The organism is Planktotalea arctica, from assembly GCF_002105285.1.
Classification (GTDB): domain Bacteria; phylum Pseudomonadota; class Alphaproteobacteria; order Rhodobacterales; family Rhodobacteraceae; genus Planktotalea; species Planktotalea arctica.
In genome coordinates this window covers 523,896-539,215 of record NZ_MUHR01000001.1, presented here as the reverse complement: position 1 = coordinate 539,215, position 15,320 = coordinate 523,896, and the positions used below count along the sequence as shown (strand labels likewise).

Below are 15,320 nucleotides of genomic sequence, written 5' to 3'. Positions count from 1 at the left end.
TTATTCTCCTGCGTGCAGAGCGGTGACATTGGCTTCACCGCTGCGAGGGTAGCTTCGCGCGGTATCGTGAACGCCTACCGAAGCTTTGCGAGCAAGGTAAGTGACCACACCGATGTAGGCGATGACCAGAACTCCGTAGACCACAAGGTAGCCGATCAAGGTGCCCAGAACCATGCCTGCGGGCACATCGCTTACCGCGTCTTTAGTTGTGAGAACGCCCTGCACAAGCCAAGGCTGGCGGCCGATTTCTGTGGTGTACCAGCCTGCAAGGGTTGCGATCCAGCCGCTAAAGCTCATGGCGCAGAACACATAGAGCGGGAGTTTGGGCATGCCGCCTGCACCATACTTGCGCAACAGAACGAGACCCGCCCATGACAACAACAGCATCGCCATGCCGGTTCCGACCATAATGCGAAAGCTGAAGAACACAGGCGCCACGCGCGGGTGCAGGATCTCTCCGTCTTCGGTAACAAAATCGTTCAGGCCGGGTACGATGCCATCGGCCTTGTGCGTCAGGATCAGAGATGCGCCGTTAGGGATGGCGATCTCAAAGCGGTTTTCACGCGCTGTTTCATCAGGAATGGCGAATAGAACCAGCGGAACATTCGGCCCTGTTTCCCAATTCCCTTCCATAGCAGCAACTTTGGCGGGCTGGTATTCAAGCGTGTTCAGACCGTGAAAATCACCTGCCAGAATTTGTAGTGGAATAAGGGTTGCACCAGCAAAGATGCCCACGCGCAGCGCCGTTTTCACATCTTCGCCGCGATCACCCCACAACATGCGCAAAGCGGATATGCCTGCGATCAAAAAGGCGACTGTCAGGCCAGATGCCAACATCATGTGCACAAATCTGTAGGGCATGGACGGGTTGAACACGATTTCCCACCAGTTGGTTGCAAAGACCACGCCATCAACCAGCTCATAGCCTTGTGGCGTGTGCATCCAGGAGTTGAGAACGATAATCCAGAAGGTCGACATCGTTGTGCCAAAAGCGACAAGGAAAGTAGCCAAGGTATGAACCCATGATTTTACCCGAGACGCACCAAAAAGCATAATGCCCAGAAACACAGCCTCTAGAAAAAAGGCAGTCATAATTTCATACGCAAGAAGGGGGCCCGCAACATTGCCGACAGTTTCCATGAACCCCGGCCAGTTAGTGCCAAATTGGAACGACATGGTGATGCCCGACACAACGCCCATCGCAAACGAGAGCGCGAACACTTTCACCCAGAACATATAGGCGTCCATCCACTTTTGATCGCCGGTTACGCTAAACCGGAGTTTGAAAAACAAAAGCATCCAACCCAACGCAATAGTTATTGTTGGGAACAGAATGTGAAAGGAGATGTTTGCACCAAACTGGATGCGCGAGAGGAGGAGTGTGTCCACTGACTTTCTTTCATCTAGAGTTCGTTTATAGACAATGATTTATGACGCAAAGGCGGATGGTAAAGCCACCGCGTCAAATTGTGACAGGCAGTTGGATGCCCGCTTTCCACATCTGTTTTTTTGATGCCACCTTTGGCATTCTCAGCAATGCAGCGGCCAAATCCTACCAAGGGTTACCGCAGATTTTCAAACGAGCTGTGCACCTCAAACTCCTTTCTGACTATTTTTATCGGGAATGTTGACCGGTGCAAAAAAATCGTTATATCCTTTTCCGAGTAAAAGACTCATGAAAGGGTATCACAATGACATCGACACTAAAGAAAAGCCGTTTCGTGCTAGCTGCGATCGCGGCTGTCATCGCAGGTAGCGCCTATGCCGAGGGCGAGTTGAACCTCTATTCCTCACGCCATTATGACACAGATGAGCGCCTCTATTCCGATTTCACAGAAAAGACCGGCATTACCATCAACCGCATTGAAGGCAAAGCAGACGAATTGATCGCACGCATGCAGGCCGAGGGCGCTAATTCGCCTGCGGATATCTTGCTGACCGTTGATACCTCTCGCCTCGAGCGTGCTAAAAACGCGGGCGTGTTGCAATCGATCGACAGCGACGTGCTCGAAGCGCGCGTACCTTCAGCCTTGCAGGACGCCGACAACCAGTGGTTTGGCTTCAGCCAGCGCGCACGAATCATTTTCTACGACAAGACCGACGTGAGCAATCCGCCGATGGACTATGTCTCGCTGGCGGATCCGGCCTATAAGGGCATGGTCTGCCACCGCTCGTCCAGCAACGTTTACTCGCAGACCTTGCTCTCTGCCGTGATCCAAAACCATGGCGCAGAAGCAGCGAAAGCATGGGCGCAGGGCTTTGTTGACAACTTCGCGCGCGCGCCTCAGGGCGGCGACACGGACCAACTGCGTGGCTTGGTATCGGGCGAATGCGACATCTCGATTTCCAACACCTACTACTTCTCGCGCGCGCTGCGCCGCGACGTTGACGGTCTCGACAAGGACGCAATGAGCAACATTGGCTGGGTCTTTCCAGCGCAAAACGCCGAAGGCGCGCATATGAACCTCTCTGGCGGCGGCATCGCGGCGAACGCTCCAAACAAGGACAACGCGATAAAATTCATGGAATACCTCGTGTCCGATCAAGCACAGCAGTATTTCAGTGCAGGTAACGACGAATATCCCGCTGTTCCCGGCGTTGGCCTCTCGCCCTCTGTGGCCGCGCTTGGCCTGTTCCGCCCCGACGCAGTGGACCTGAGCAAAGTGGCCAAGAACGTGCCGGCAGCGCAGGAAATCTTCAATCAGGTCGGCTGGGAGTAGACGACCCCAGATGATCGCATCTTAAGGGCGCCTCTTCGCACGAAGGGGCGCCCGTTTGCGTCAGGCCATGCCACGGCGCATTTGGCGGCACAGCAGGATCACAGGAACAAGGCCGATTGCGGCAATCACCAGACTGGGCACAGCCGCACCGCTCAGCCGCTCGTCCGAAGCAAGGCGATAGGCCTGCACCGCCAGCGTGTCGTAATTGAATGGACGCATGATCAGCGTCGCAGGCAGTTCTTTCATCACGTCCACGAAAACGATCAACCCCGCCGTCAGCAGGCTCGAGCGCAGCATGGGGATGTGAACGCGGCGCACCAGCCGTGGCAAACGTGCGCCAAGCGTGCGCGCGACAGCATCAATATTGGGGCCAACGCTGGCGATGCCCCCCTCATATGCGCCGATCGCCGCCGCCATGAACCGGATCATATAGGCGATCACCAACAGCCAGATCGAGCCGGTGAACAATAGCCCTGTCGATATGTCAAACGTGGCGCGCATCCAGGCATCCAGCGTATTGTCGAAATAGGCGAAGGGCACCAGAAGGCCGACGGCGATCACGCCCCCCGGCACCGCATAGCCAATCCGCCCGAAGTAAAGCGCAAGCGCCGCGCCGCGCGTGCCCTGCACCCGATTGAACGTGCCCAGCAGCATCGCCGCCCCCACCGTCACCGCCGCAGCCACACTCGCAAGCACCACAGAATTGCGGATAAAGCCAAGGTAGCGCGGGCTGAGCAGATCCTGCTCAGAGCCGAGCGCCATGGTAAACAGCGTGATCACCGGAATAATCACACCTAGCAGGACCGGAATGAAACACAGCGTGAAGACCAGTATTTCGCTGCTGCCACCTAGGCGGATACGCTCCATCGGCGGTTGCCGCTGGTTATCCACATAGGACGCATTGCCCCGGCTGAACCGCTCCAGAAAGGCCAGAAGCAGCGCAAAAGCCAGCAGCCCGAGCGAAAGCTGCGCAGCGGCTGCGCGGTCCGCCATGGCGAACCAGCTGGTGTAGATACCCACGGAAAACGTCTGCACCCCGAAATAGGCAACCGTGCCGAAATCGGCAATCGTCTCCATAGCGACCAGCAGCACACCCGCCGCGATCGCGGGGCGCGCCATGGGCAGCGAAACTGAGAAATAGGCCTGCATCGGCGTCTTGCCCAGCATGCGCGCAGCCAGAAATGCCGATCCGCTCTGCGTGGCGAAAGCGGCACGCGCCAAGAGATAGACATAGGGATAAAGCACCAGCGTCAGCATCGCAGCCGCCCCGCCAAGCGAGCGGATTTCAGGGAACCAATAGTCACGCGGGCCCCAGCCAGCCAGGCTGCGCAGACCCGATTGCACAATGCCCGGATGATCCAGAATATGCGTGTAGCCATAGGCCAGCACATAGGCGGGAAAGGCCAGCGGCAGCGCCAGCGCAATCTCTAGCCAGCGTCGCCCGAAAAACTCGGTCATCGTGACCAACCAAGCCGCGCCAGTGCCGATCAGCGCGCTGAAGAACATGGTGCAGCTCACCAGAATGAGCGTGTCCCAAGTATATCGCCACAGTACGGTTTCCATCAGGTGCGCCAGCGTTTCCGTTGATCCGCTCAGTGCTGCAAGCAGAACCGCGAGATAGGGCAAAGTGCACAGGGCCGCGACGAAGATCACGGTGCCAAGAATGGTGAAACGCGCGAGTTTTGGTGTCATCTTCCCTGCTTCCTACCTGCGAGGCCTAATCCCGAACTCCTCTACACGATCCCTGCGCCATGATCCATCAAGTCCGACTGATTTTGTCAGATTGAGTAACTGCGCTGTTGCAGGCAGGAAACCAGACACGCCCACTCCCCTATCGACACAATCTCGCAAAGAATTCCAGATAAGCAAAATCCCCAGCCTTTGTCTCAATGCAAAAAAAAGCCAGCTCGCAAGACATTACATCGGCTGCACCGTGACCAGGATCAAAATCGATAGACAGGCCAAGCACCGTCGCCGTGGCTATCACTGCAACCAAGACCATCGCTTGGAATCGCTCTACAGCAAGCCGGTCAACGTGAATCCATGGGGAACACCGCTGGCTATCAGCGCTTGAAGCCTGCCCGAAACTGCGGATTTTAAAGGAAGATACTGGCTGGGGTGGTAGGATTCGAACCTACGGTACACGCTACCAAAAAGCGTTGCCTTACCACTTGGCTACACCCCATCAGTGTCGCGCTATTTACTGAGAAGCGGCGCGGCGTTCAAGGGCATATTTGCAAAAAATGCCGCTTATTCTTCGGGGGCTTCGCGACGCAGTAAATCATCGGCCTCGGTCACCTTGCGTTCTGCATCGACGATTTGCTCCAAAGCGGCGTCGGTGCTGGGCTGAACGTCCATTGTAACTTGGGATTCGGCGGTAATATCCGCCTCGCGCGCGATATTTTCACGCGTGTTCGATGCAGCGTTTTCCTCGCCCGAGGCCATTTTGGCAAGCGCGGGCGACAATACGCGGTAGGTAGGTTCGGGCATTTGCACCCCAGCATGCTCCAGCGCCAGCTTGACCAAGCGAATCGCCTCACCGCGCGCCGCGACGAGCGATGATTTATGTTGCTCGATCCATCCCGTGCAGGTGATGGAAATCGTACTATCGCCGATCTCGTCTATCCAGACGGCGGGTGCGGGTGCTTGCAACACGAAAGGCAGTTCTTGCAGCTTGTCCAATGCGATACGCTGCGCATCAACAAAATCCGTATCCGGTGCGAGGCCCAATGAGAACTTGAAACGGCGCTCGTCATTGCGGCTGAAATTTACGATCCGGCTTTTGAACACGGTCGCGTTGGGAATGCGAATGTGATTGCCGTCAAAACTCAACAAAATCGTGGCACGGCTGGTCAGGCGGATCACTTTGCCCGTGTCACCGCCGATCTCGATCGTGTCGTTTGGACGAAACGGCTGGCGAATCGAGAGCATGATGGACGCGATGAAATTCTCCACAGTGTCCTTTACCGCAAAACCGATCGCAAGGCCGATGATCCCCGCCGCGCCCAGAATGGTCGACAGCAGCGCGCTCGCTCCCATAATATCGAGCGCCACAACCAAACCGGCGACCATGAAAGCAAGGCGCAGGATTTGACGGTAGATATCGGCAATGAAGGCGTTCGGTGCGAGCCGGTTCCATGGCTGGCGCAGGCGCGCGACGAAAAAGCCCAGCAAGACGATCAGAATGAACGCCAAGAGCGCGACCGAGGCCAGAGGAATGAACGCGATCACCTGCCCCATACGCGCGCGAAACCGCTCGACCGCGGGGTTCAGGCGCTTCACAACATCCGTGGTTTCCGTCACCTCGTTCTCGATCGCAACGACGCCTTTCACTCGCCCTGTCAAAGCGTTCAGACGCGCTATGCGTTCACTATCAAGCGTGGTGCCGCGCAGGGTGACGATCCCCGAGGTTACCGTGACGGTCACATCTTCATAACCCTCAAGCTCGCCTAGGATATCGCGAATGCGCACCGCGATGGCTGCGTCCTGAACCGCGCTGTCCTCGACCGAGATTTCGCCAGCAGGTTGATCATTCGTTTGGGCAAGGCCCACGGCAGGGAGCAAAAGCGTGATGAGAAGCAGGAAAAGGCGCATCAATAAAATCCGTAGGTTTGAAAAATGGATGCCCCGAGAGTAACCTCGGCGCGCGCGTTTGGAAAACCCCCTATCGCAAGCGCGCGCTGCACGGTAAGAGACGGGCAAATCTGGAAACCTACTGGAAAGTTGCGCCATGTCCTTCAATCGCTCCGTCAAAATTGCCCCCTCCATTCTTTCCGCTGATTTCGCCAACTTCGGCGCTGAAATCGACGCTGTGGAAGCGCAGGGCGCAGATTGGATTCACGTCGATGTGATGGACGGGCATTTCGTACCCAATCTCAGCTTTGGCGCGACAACCTGCGCCGCCATTCGCCCACACATCAAAACCGTGATGGACGTGCATTTGATGATCTCGCCCGTAGACGCCTACATCGATGGTTTTGCTGCCGCAGGCGCAGACTTCATCACCGCGCATGTGGAAGCAGGTCCGCATATCCACCGCACGCTTCAGGCCATTCGCGGCGCGGGGGCAAAGGCAGGCGTTGCGCTGAACCCCGGCACGCCCGCAAGTGCGGTGAAAGATCTGCTGGATATCTGCGATCTGGTCTGCGTGATGACCGTGAACCCCGGGTTTGGCGGCCAAAAATTCATCCCACTGCATTCGAAAATTTCAGAGCTGCGCACCATGATTGGTGATCGCCCTGTACATATCGAGATTGATGGCGGCGTAACGCCAGATACCGCCAAAGGCTGCGTAGACGCGGGCGCCGATGTGCTTGTCGCAGGCTCTGCCGTGTTCAAGGGCGGCTCTGTCAGCAACCCTGCGCCCTACGGCGAGAACATCCGCGCGATCCGCGCCAGCCTCGCATGAAACGCTTCCTCGCCGCGTTACCGCTGCTCCTCGCGGCGGCCGCCTGCGCGGGCGACGAGAGCGTTGCAAAATATGGCGGTGCAGGACAGGTCTGGACGCTGAGCGAAGTGGACGGCCAAGCCTTTAATCTGCGCGCCACAATGGAATTCGACAAAGCCGGCTGGATCACAGGCCAAGCGCCCTGCAATCGCTACTCCGTCAAACAAAGCGCGCCCTATCCGTGGTTCAAGGTAGGCCCAACAATGGCGACCAAGATGGCCTGCCCCGATTTGGATAGTGAAAACCAGTTTTTTAGAGCTCTCGGTGAAATGACCCTGTCCGAAGTCTCTGGCACCACTCTGATCCTTAGTAACGACGCTGATCGCACGATGGTCTTCAAGGCCGAATAATTCCGCGCTCGAACAGGTCCACATAACGCCCGCGCGCGCCGGGTAATTTTCTGTTTCCAATATTAGGCGCAAGCTTTTCATTCAGAAAATAGCCTGTGGTTTGCAAGGCCTGTGCGATTTCCGCGTCGCTGCCAGGCCCTTCCCCCTTCAGGATGGGCGGCAGGGGCAGCAGCTTGCTCACCCAAGGCCCCGCCGCCTGCTCGCTCACAGCGCAGCCCGTGCGGGGGGAAATGTAGCACAGGTTTTCATTGGTGCCCGTGACGGCGCAGGCACGCAGATCAAGGCCCATGCCCGTCGCCTCCAGCAATGCAATCTCGAAACGCAAGTAAGCCAGTGGCCAGACCTCGTTTTGACCCAGCAGGTCCAACAATTGCTCGCTTATCTTATAAAGTTGTGGATTGGCTTCACGCTCTGGCAAGGCAAATCCAAGCAGCGCCGTCACCGCATTAAGCCCCGCGAGCGAAAGACGGTCCGCCAGTGCAGCTGCCGCACGCGAGCGTAGGGGTTCAACGGTATAGGTGCCAAGGTGATCCTCAAGCCGCGCGCGCCAGCTGACGTCAAGCTGCGCACCGGGCTGCAAGATCGGTGCGATCTTGCGCGAAACGCCGCCCCGCACGATACCAGCGTGCCGGCCATGCAAGGCGGTGAACACATCAATGATCGCGCTGGTTTCCCCATGGCGGCGCACGTTCAGCAATATGCCCTCGTCACGCCAGTCCATCTAGGTCAGCCCTTGCTCGCCCAGCAAGGTGCGCCCTGCCCTGTCCTCAACTTCGATCACCCAGACATCACTGTCGAACTTGCGCTGCTTTGCGATGGACGCGTCCACATCGGCCTCTGCGCCCTCAACAAACACATCCCAGCGACGCGTGTCCTCGAGCAGGTCGTAGCTGCGTTGATAGAGCTTGGCCCAGCCATCCAGCGTAGATGATTTCACTAGAACCGCGCCCGCGGTATCATCACCATGCGCCACGACAAATGCAGGAATATCAAAGACGCGCAAACGCGCAAGATAGGCGTCCACCCAAAACCGGGAGGTCAGCCGGATCATGCGTTCCCGTCTTTGAAATTGAGCCCCATGTTCTCGTAGCGCTCGCTGTCCTCTAGCCAGTTGGCGCGTACTTTGACCTGCAAGAACAGATGCACCTTGCGGCCCAAAAACTCCTCGAGTTCCTCGCGCGAGGCTTTGCCGACGGCTTTGATCGTCTCACCTTTATTACCAAGCACGATGCCTTTATGGCCGTCGCGCATGACGTAAATCAGCTGGTCAATCTTGCACGAACCATCCTTGCGCTCTTCCCAGTTTTCCGTCTCGACGGTCAACTGGTAGGGCAATTCCTGATGCAGGCGCAGCGTCAGTTTCTCGCGGGTCATTTCCGCCGCGATCATCCGCAAAGGCAGGTCCGCGATCTGGTCTTCGGGGTAGAGCCAAGGCCCCTGGGGCACTTCGCCTGCGAGCCATTCCTTGAGCGCATCAACGCCGTGGCCGCGCTCGGCAGAGATCATGAAGGTCGCCATGAACGGATAGGCGGCATTCAGTTTTTCGGACAGCGCCAGCAGCACTTCGGATTTAACGCGGTCGATCTTGTTGATCGCCAATGCGATTTTACGCTCGCCCTCAAAGCCTAGCAGACCTTCCATGATCGCCTCGACGCCCTCGCTCACGCCGCGGTTCGCCTCGACCATCAGAACGACCACATCCGCATCCGCCGCGCCGCCCCAGGCTGCCGCGACCATGGCGCGGTCAAGGCGGCGGGTCGGCTTGAAAAGGCCGGGCGTGTCCACGAACACAAGCTGCGATGCCCCCTCAAGCGCAACGCCGCGAATGCGCGCGCGCGTGGTTTGCACCTTGTGGGTGACGATCGACACTTTCGCGCCCACCATCCGGTTGGTCAGCGTCGATTTGCCCGCATTCGGCTCACCGATCAGGGCAACAAAGCCCGCGCGTGTTTGCGTGTCAGTCATGGGTTGTCATCCTTGCCAGCAGGGCCTTAGCCGCCGCCTGTTCCGCGAGGCGCTTGGAACCGGCCTCAGCTGTCTGTGTCTCGCCATTATCAAGGCGGGCTTCTATCGTAAACATCGGGGCGTGATCCGGCCCGGAGCGCGCCGTCTCAACGTAGGCGGGGGGCGTGAATCCGCGTGACTGCGCCCATTCCTGAAGGCTGGTTTTGGGATCGCGCGCATCGTCCTCTACCGCGTTGATGCGGCCGCCCCACAAGCGCAGGATCAGGGTTTGGGCAGCGTCAAAACCACCATCCACATAAACCGCTGCAATCAGTGCTTCCATCGCATCGCCCAGCAGCGCCAGCTTGCGCCGTCCACCGCTTTTCATCTCGGAGCGGCCAAGGCGCAGCACATCGCCCAGCTCAATTTCGCGAGCAACGTCAGCGCAGGTTTCCTTGCGCACCAATGCGTTATAGCGCGGCGCAAGCAGGCCCTCAGCCGCGTTCACATCCGCGCCAAGCAGCGCTTCTGCCATGACCAGGCCGAGCACGCGATCGCCAAGGAATTCAAGGCGCTGATTATCGCTGCGCGAAGCCGAGGACATCGAGGAATGCGTCACAGCTTCGGTCAGCAATTCGCCCTGTTCAAAGCGGTAGCCAATGCGATTTTGCAGCGCGACAAGATCAGCGGACAGTTTCATGACGCTAGTTCACAGCCTTGAAAAAGCGATCCGAGCGCCACGTCCAGAAGAACAGCATAGAGCTACCCGCAGAAGAGAACATCACGCGATCCGCGCGGCCAATCAGGTTCTCGTAGGGCACGAAACCAACGCCGCCCGCAGCGTTCGGGACGCGGCTGTCAGAGGAATTGTCCCGGTTGTCACCCATAAAGAAATAATGCCCTTCGGGCACGGAATAAACGGGGGTGTTGTCGGACGATTGCATGCCGATATTCAGCACATCATGCTTAACACCATTGGGGAGCGTTTCGGTGAAACGCTCCTTGTTGCAGGTACCGCCCTCGCCCACGGGGCCATTGGCGCAGCGCGGGCGCAAACGATGGGGGCCTTGGGCGGCCGCTACTTCCTCGAACACGCCATTCGCCTCTTGCGGGGCAGCGACGCCGTTCAAGAAGACGACGCCATTTTTGACTTGGATCTTGTCTCCCGGCATGCCGATCAGGCGCTTGACGAAATCGCGGCCCGAGACCGGGTGGCGGAATACGACAACATCGCCCTGCTCCGGCTCACCGCCAAACAGGCGCGTGTTGTCACCATCCGCAAAACCGCAGAATTTGCTCGCGTCCAGATTGATACCAAAACGCGGGATAATCACCGATGGGCAGGAAGAGTAGGAATAGCCATAGGCCATCTTGTTAACGAACAGGAAATCCCCGATCAAAAGCGTGTCTTTCATCGACCCTGACGGGATCCAGAACGGCTGGAAAAACAGCGTGCGAAACACGCCCGCAATCAGCAGCGCATAGACGATGGTTTTAATCGTCTCAATGACGGCATTGCCTTTTTTGGTGGCCTCGGCCATGTGCTTTTCTCCGTTTCGCAGTTAGCAGGCTACATGAGCCGCCTGCCCGCGCGTGTCAACCGCGCGGCGTGTCTGTTTTCAAGTGGTTTGCTGGGGTGCAATGGGCCGTGCCTCGATCACGACGAAGGCTTGCGCCCAAGGATGATCGTCCGTCAGCGTGACGTGAATGATCGCTTTATGCCCCTCGGGCGTCATTTGCGCGAGGCGCTCTGCCGCCCAGCCCGAAACGTGCATGACCGGCTGTCCAGAGCGCAGATTTGTGACGGACATATCCTTCCACGCGATGCCCATGGCAAGGCCAGTGCCCAGCGCCTTGGAGCAGGCTTCCTTGGCGGCCCAGCGTTTCGCATAGGTGCCGGCCACGTCCTTGCGCCGCTCTGCTTTAGCTTGCTCGACTTCTGTGAACACGCGGTTTTTGAAGCGATCCCCGAAACGCGCGAGCGTGCCTGCGATCCGCTCGATGTTCGCAAGGTCGGTGCCAATACCAAGGATCATTGCTCACACCGCCTGTTTCGTTGCAATTTTTACGCTTGCTGCAAAAAAGAGAAGGCCAAAGCCCAACAGCGCGCCAGCCATGCGCCCGCGCGCCCCTGCAAGAAAAAGCGCGGCAAGCTTCCAGCCTGTCACGGACGCGCCTTATCGAGGATTTCGCGCATCTTTTGAATCGCAGGGCCAAGGCCACGAAACACCGCTTCGCCGATGATAAAGTGGCCAATGTTGACCTCCTGCACCTGCGGCAAAGCGGCGATGGGCGTAACATCTTCATAGGTGAGGCCATGACCCGCGTGCACCTCAAGCCCGAGATCATGGGCAAAGGCGGCCATTTCACGCAGCGCGGCCAATTCGCGATCACGTGCTTCCAGATCACCTACCGCGAACGCATCGCAGTAAGCGCCTGTATGAAGCTCGATTACATCCGCGCCAATGCGATGCGCTGCAACGATCTGGCGCTCGTCTGCGGCGATGAAGATCGACACGCGGCAGCCCGCACCGCGCAAGGGTGCAATGAAATGCGCCATCTTGTTTTCGTCCTGAGCTACGTTGAGCCCGCCCTCGGTTGTGCGCTCTTCGCGCTTTTCAGGCACGAGGCAGACCGCATGAGGTGTATGGCGCAGCGCGATGGCTTGCATTTCATCTGTCGCAGCCATCTCGAAGTTAAGGGGGATTTCCAACGCCTCCATCAGCGCGTCGACATCCGCGTCGCGGATGTGACGGCGATCTTCGCGCAAATGCGCCGTGATCCCGTCAGCCCCCGCCTCCTGCGCCACAAGCGCAGCGCGTACAGGATCGGGCAAACCTCCGCCACGCGCATTGCGCAAAGTGGCGACATGATCGATGTTCACGCCAAGGCGCAAAGGATGCTGCTGCGGCATAGATTGGTGCTCCAGTGATATATTTTCATGCTCAAGACTAAAGCGCTGCGCAGGCAATGCCAGAGGCAACTAGCCTTTTTTCAGCGCTTTCTTTTCCGCCTTCTTCTCGACCTTTTTCTCGACGGTCTCCGTCGCTTTTTCCTTCAAGCGGCGCAAGCGCGCTTTCAGCACCCCCTTATTGCGGCGTTTCTGATAGGCGCGAATTACCGGGACAGAAAGATAATAGCAGACCAAGCCAGCGACGATTCCGGGGATAAGTCCACCGATCATATAGGGAAAGAACACGTCGTCGTAAAATTCGCGCAGGCCAACCCAATCAGCCTCTTGTCCCGTGTAGAGCGCCTTGAGATTGACCCAGAGATCGCGGCTGGCACCGTAGAACATTTCGCCAAAGCCGTGGCGCACACCATCCACGTCTTTGGGCAGCCCTGTCAACAGATAGCCCGTCTTGAGCGAAGCATAGGCGATGGGCACATAGGTGAGCGGATTGCCGAAGAACGTCGCTAGCAGCGAGGCCAGAACATTGCCGTTCATGATGCGCGCCAGCAAAAACGCGATCAGAAAGTGAATACCGTAAAACGGCGTGAACGAGGTAAACACGCCCGCAAAGATACCACGAGCAATGCGCTCGGGCGAATCGGGCAGCCGGCGCACACGATGTTTGACGTAGTGGAACGCGCGCGCCCATCCACCCTTGGGGTAGATGATTTCCCAGATCACTCTGAGCCAGCTTCGCTTATCCCGGCGCTTGAATACCAAGTTTGTTTCCTATCTCGGAGACGCGCTCGTTCGCGTCTGCTGGGTCTTGATGGCGCGCCACCTTTGCAACATCGTCCTCGGCGTTCAGTGCCGAAATGATCGAATGCAAATGCTCGGCGTCCCGCAAATCCACGCTCAGGATCAAACTGAAAAAATCAGGTTTGCGATCCATGAACGTCAGATCCGAGATATTGGCTCCTTGCTCGCCAATCAATGTGCAAATCCGCCCAAGGACACCGGCATCGTTACCTATCGTAACGTCAAGGCGCGCCGTATGGATAGGCGGGTGCGTGCCCGACAGCCAATGTAGGTCAACCCAGCGCTTTGGTTCGTCCTCGAACCGACTGAGCGCGCGGCAATCAATCGCATGCACCACAACGCCGCGTCCGCGCTGGGTGATTCCGACAATACGCTCGCCCGGAAGCGGCTGGCAGCACAGGGCACGCTGATGGACCTGACCATGGGCAAGGCCGATCACCGCACGCTTGCTGTCGATACTCGTATCCGCCTTCTGGACCAGCTCGGGGTAGACGGCATTGACCACATCGGAACTGGTCAACTCACTGCTGCCAAGGCGCGCAAGAACGGTTTCTGCATTGCCAAGCCTCAGGGTCTTTGCCGCGCTTGTCAGCGCTTTGTCAGTCGCTTTCTTGCCAACACCTTCAAAAGCGGAACGTGCCAGTTCAGCCCCGAATTTGATGAACCTTTCGCGATCCTGCTCGCGCAGCGCGCGCCGGATGGCACTTTTGGCTTTGCCTGTGGCAGCGATATCAAGCCAAGTGGCTTGGGGCTGTTGGCCCTCCGCCGTCACGATCTCTACCGACTGGCCGTTCTTGAGCCGCGTCCAGAGCGGCACACGTAGCCCGTCCACCTTTGCCCCGACGCAACCCGCACCGATCCGTGTGTGAATCGCATAGGCGAAATCCAGCGGTGTGGCACCGCGCGGCAGCTTGACCACCTCGCCTTTGGGCGTGAAGCAAAAGACCTGATCGGAGTACATCTCCAACTTGACCGCTTCGAGGAAATCCTCGTGATCGTCCTCGCCACCGAATTGCTCGTTCAGGGTCGCAACCCATTTTACCGGATCCACCGCAAAGGGGTTTTGCGAGCGGATTCCATCGCGGTATGACCAATGCGCCGCAACACCGGATTCAGCGACATCGTGCATTTGCTGCGTGCGGATCTGCACTTCGACCCTCTTGCCATCGCGCCCCGACACTGTCGTGTGGATCGAGCGGTAACCGTTGCTTTTAGGCTGGCTGATGTAATCCTTGAACCGCCCCGGCACCGCGCGCCAGCGGCGATGGATCACGCCAAGCGCGCGGTAGCAATCCTCTTCCGACGTGGTGATCGCGCGAAAGCCGTAGATATCGGAGAGCCGCGAAAAGCCTTGCTCCTTCTCTTCCATCTTGCGCCAGATTGAATAGGGTTTTTTGGCACGCCCGATGATTTGCGCTTCGATGTCGTGCTCGCCCAGCTCTGCACGCATATCACCCGTGATCTTCTGGATCACATCTCCTGTCTCTTTCTGGAGCGTGATAAAACGGCGCATGATCGACGCACGCCCGTCGGGATTGAGAACGCGAAACGCAAGATCCTCAAGCTCCTCCCGCATCCACTGCATCCCCATTCGCCCAGCGAGGGGCGCATAGATATCCATGGTTTCGCGCGCCTTTTGGACCTGTTTGTCCGGGCGCATCGCCTTGATCGTGCGCATATTGTGCAGCCGATCGGCCAGCTTAACGAGAATCACCCGCAAATCCTTGGCCATCGCCATGAACAATTTGCGAAAGTTTTCCGCCTGTTTGGTTTCGGTAGAGCTAAGCTGGAGGTTCGTCAGTTTCGTGACACCATCCACGAGAACCGCCGTTTCGTCGCCAAAAATGCGCGCGACTTCGCCATAGGTGGATTTCGTATCTTCAATGGTGTCATGCAACAACGCCGTGATCAGCGTTGCATCGTCCAGCTTTTGCTCGGCCAAAATGCCAGCAACAGCGATGGGGTGGGTGAAATAGGGCTCGCCCGAGTGGCGAAACTGCCCCTCGTGCATACGTTCCCCATACTCGAAAGCTGCCCGAATGAGCGCTTCGTTGGTCTTGGGATTGTAGCTTTGAACGATAGCAAGCAGCGCGTTCGGGGACATTAGATCAGCAGTGTCATCCATATGTCGCCTATCGCGCCGCTAT

16 protein-coding genes and 1 tRNA gene are annotated in these 15,320 nt (G+C 57.9%); 3 read left to right on the top strand and 14 right to left on the bottom strand.

The genetic code is table 11. From position 1 onward, the window contains the following. Positions 1 to 1,389: a cytochrome ubiquinol oxidase subunit I gene (locus B9P63_RS02770; RefSeq protein ID WP_085306995.1), complete on the bottom strand. Its 1,389-nt coding sequence runs from the start codon at positions 1,387 to 1,389 to the stop codon at positions 1 to 3. 302 nt (positions 1,390 to 1,691) lie between these two features. Here B9P63_RS02770 and B9P63_RS02760 point away from each other — a divergent pair, with 302 nt between their 5' ends. Further along, entirely contained in the window at positions 1,692 to 2,720 is a 1,029-nt protein-coding gene (locus tag B9P63_RS02760; RefSeq protein WP_085306993.1) for an extracellular solute-binding protein, read from the top strand. Positions 2,721 to 2,780: 60 nt separating this feature from the next. On the opposite strand, the gene B9P63_RS02755 is transcribed toward B9P63_RS02760, so the two are convergent. From B9P63_RS02755 to B9P63_RS02745, 3 genes are all read right to left on the bottom strand, one after another. Further along, positions 2,781 to 4,412, bottom strand: coding sequence for an ABC transporter permease (locus B9P63_RS02755; protein ID WP_085306992.1), 1,632 nt, complete (start codon positions 4,410 to 4,412; stop codon positions 2,781 to 2,783). Between the two features lie 418 nt (positions 4,413 to 4,830). Continuing rightward, a tRNA-Gln gene (locus tag B9P63_RS02750) sits at positions 4,831 to 4,905 on the bottom strand. 65 nt (positions 4,906 to 4,970) lie between these two features. Then, positions 4,971 to 6,314 carry a mechanosensitive ion channel family protein gene (locus B9P63_RS02745; protein WP_085306991.1) on the bottom strand — a complete coding sequence of 448 codons (1,344 nt, stop codon included), beginning with the start codon at positions 6,312 to 6,314 and terminating at the stop codon, positions 4,971 to 4,973. A gap of 136 nt (positions 6,315 to 6,450) precedes the next feature. Between B9P63_RS02745 and rpe the strand changes: the two genes are divergently transcribed. Further along, on the top strand, positions 6,451 to 7,128 hold the full coding sequence (gene rpe, locus B9P63_RS02740) for a ribulose-phosphate 3-epimerase (protein WP_085306990.1): 678 nt from the start codon (positions 6,451 to 6,453) through the stop codon (positions 7,126 to 7,128). Further along, positions 7,125 to 7,517 (top strand): META domain-containing protein, encoded by a 393-nt coding sequence (locus B9P63_RS02735; RefSeq protein ID WP_085306989.1) that lies wholly within the window; start codon positions 7,125 to 7,127, stop codon positions 7,515 to 7,517. The genes rpe and B9P63_RS02735 overlap by 4 nt, the downstream gene beginning before the upstream one ends. Here B9P63_RS02735 and recO read toward each other — a convergent pair. The 10 genes from recO to B9P63_RS02690 form a co-directional block, all read right to left on the bottom strand. Then, a complete protein-coding gene (gene recO, locus B9P63_RS02730; RefSeq protein ID WP_085306988.1) occupies positions 7,504 to 8,238 on the bottom strand; it encodes a DNA repair protein RecO in 735 nt (244 codons plus the stop codon). The genes B9P63_RS02735 and recO overlap by 14 nt on opposite strands. Continuing rightward, positions 8,239 to 8,568, bottom strand: coding sequence for a DUF1491 family protein (locus B9P63_RS02725; RefSeq protein WP_085306987.1), 330 nt, complete (start codon positions 8,566 to 8,568; stop codon positions 8,239 to 8,241). Next, positions 8,565 to 9,482: a GTPase Era gene (gene era, locus B9P63_RS02720; protein ID WP_085306986.1), complete on the bottom strand. Its 918-nt coding sequence runs from the start codon at positions 9,480 to 9,482 to the stop codon at positions 8,565 to 8,567. Before era ends, B9P63_RS02725 begins: the two co-directional genes overlap by 4 nt. Beyond that, the gene (gene rnc, locus B9P63_RS02715) at positions 9,475 to 10,161 is read right to left on the bottom strand and encodes a ribonuclease III (protein ID WP_085306985.1); all 687 of its coding nucleotides are present in this window, start codon (positions 10,159 to 10,161) and stop codon (positions 9,475 to 9,477) included. Before rnc ends, era begins: the two co-directional genes overlap by 8 nt. A gap of 4 nt (positions 10,162 to 10,165) precedes the next feature. Next, entirely contained in the window at positions 10,166 to 11,002 is an 837-nt protein-coding gene (gene lepB, locus B9P63_RS02710; protein ID WP_085306984.1) for a signal peptidase I, read from the bottom strand. Positions 11,003 to 11,080: 78 nt separating this feature from the next. Then, the gene (gene acpS, locus B9P63_RS02705; RefSeq protein ID WP_085306983.1) at positions 11,081 to 11,497 is read right to left on the bottom strand and encodes a holo-ACP synthase; all 417 of its coding nucleotides are present in this window, start codon (positions 11,495 to 11,497) and stop codon (positions 11,081 to 11,083) included. Between the two features lie 3 nt (positions 11,498 to 11,500). Beyond that, positions 11,501 to 11,629 carry a hypothetical protein gene (locus B9P63_RS19520; RefSeq protein WP_281252287.1) on the bottom strand — a complete coding sequence of 43 codons (129 nt, stop codon included), beginning with the start codon at positions 11,627 to 11,629 and terminating at the stop codon, positions 11,501 to 11,503. Next, positions 11,626 to 12,375, bottom strand: a complete 750-nt coding sequence (locus tag B9P63_RS02700; RefSeq protein WP_085306982.1) for a pyridoxine 5'-phosphate synthase — start codon at positions 12,373 to 12,375, stop codon at positions 11,626 to 11,628. Before B9P63_RS02700 ends, B9P63_RS19520 begins: the two co-directional genes overlap by 4 nt. 69 nt (positions 12,376 to 12,444) lie before the next feature. Then, positions 12,445 to 13,134 carry a DUF2062 domain-containing protein gene (locus B9P63_RS02695; RefSeq protein WP_085306981.1) on the bottom strand — a complete coding sequence of 230 codons (690 nt, stop codon included), beginning with the start codon at positions 13,132 to 13,134 and terminating at the stop codon, positions 12,445 to 12,447. After that, positions 13,112 to 15,298 carry a RelA/SpoT family protein gene (locus tag B9P63_RS02690; RefSeq protein ID WP_085306980.1) on the bottom strand — a complete coding sequence of 729 codons (2,187 nt, stop codon included), beginning with the start codon at positions 15,296 to 15,298 and terminating at the stop codon, positions 13,112 to 13,114. Before B9P63_RS02690 ends, B9P63_RS02695 begins: the two co-directional genes overlap by 23 nt. Positions 15,299 to 15,320: the final 22 nt, after the last annotated feature.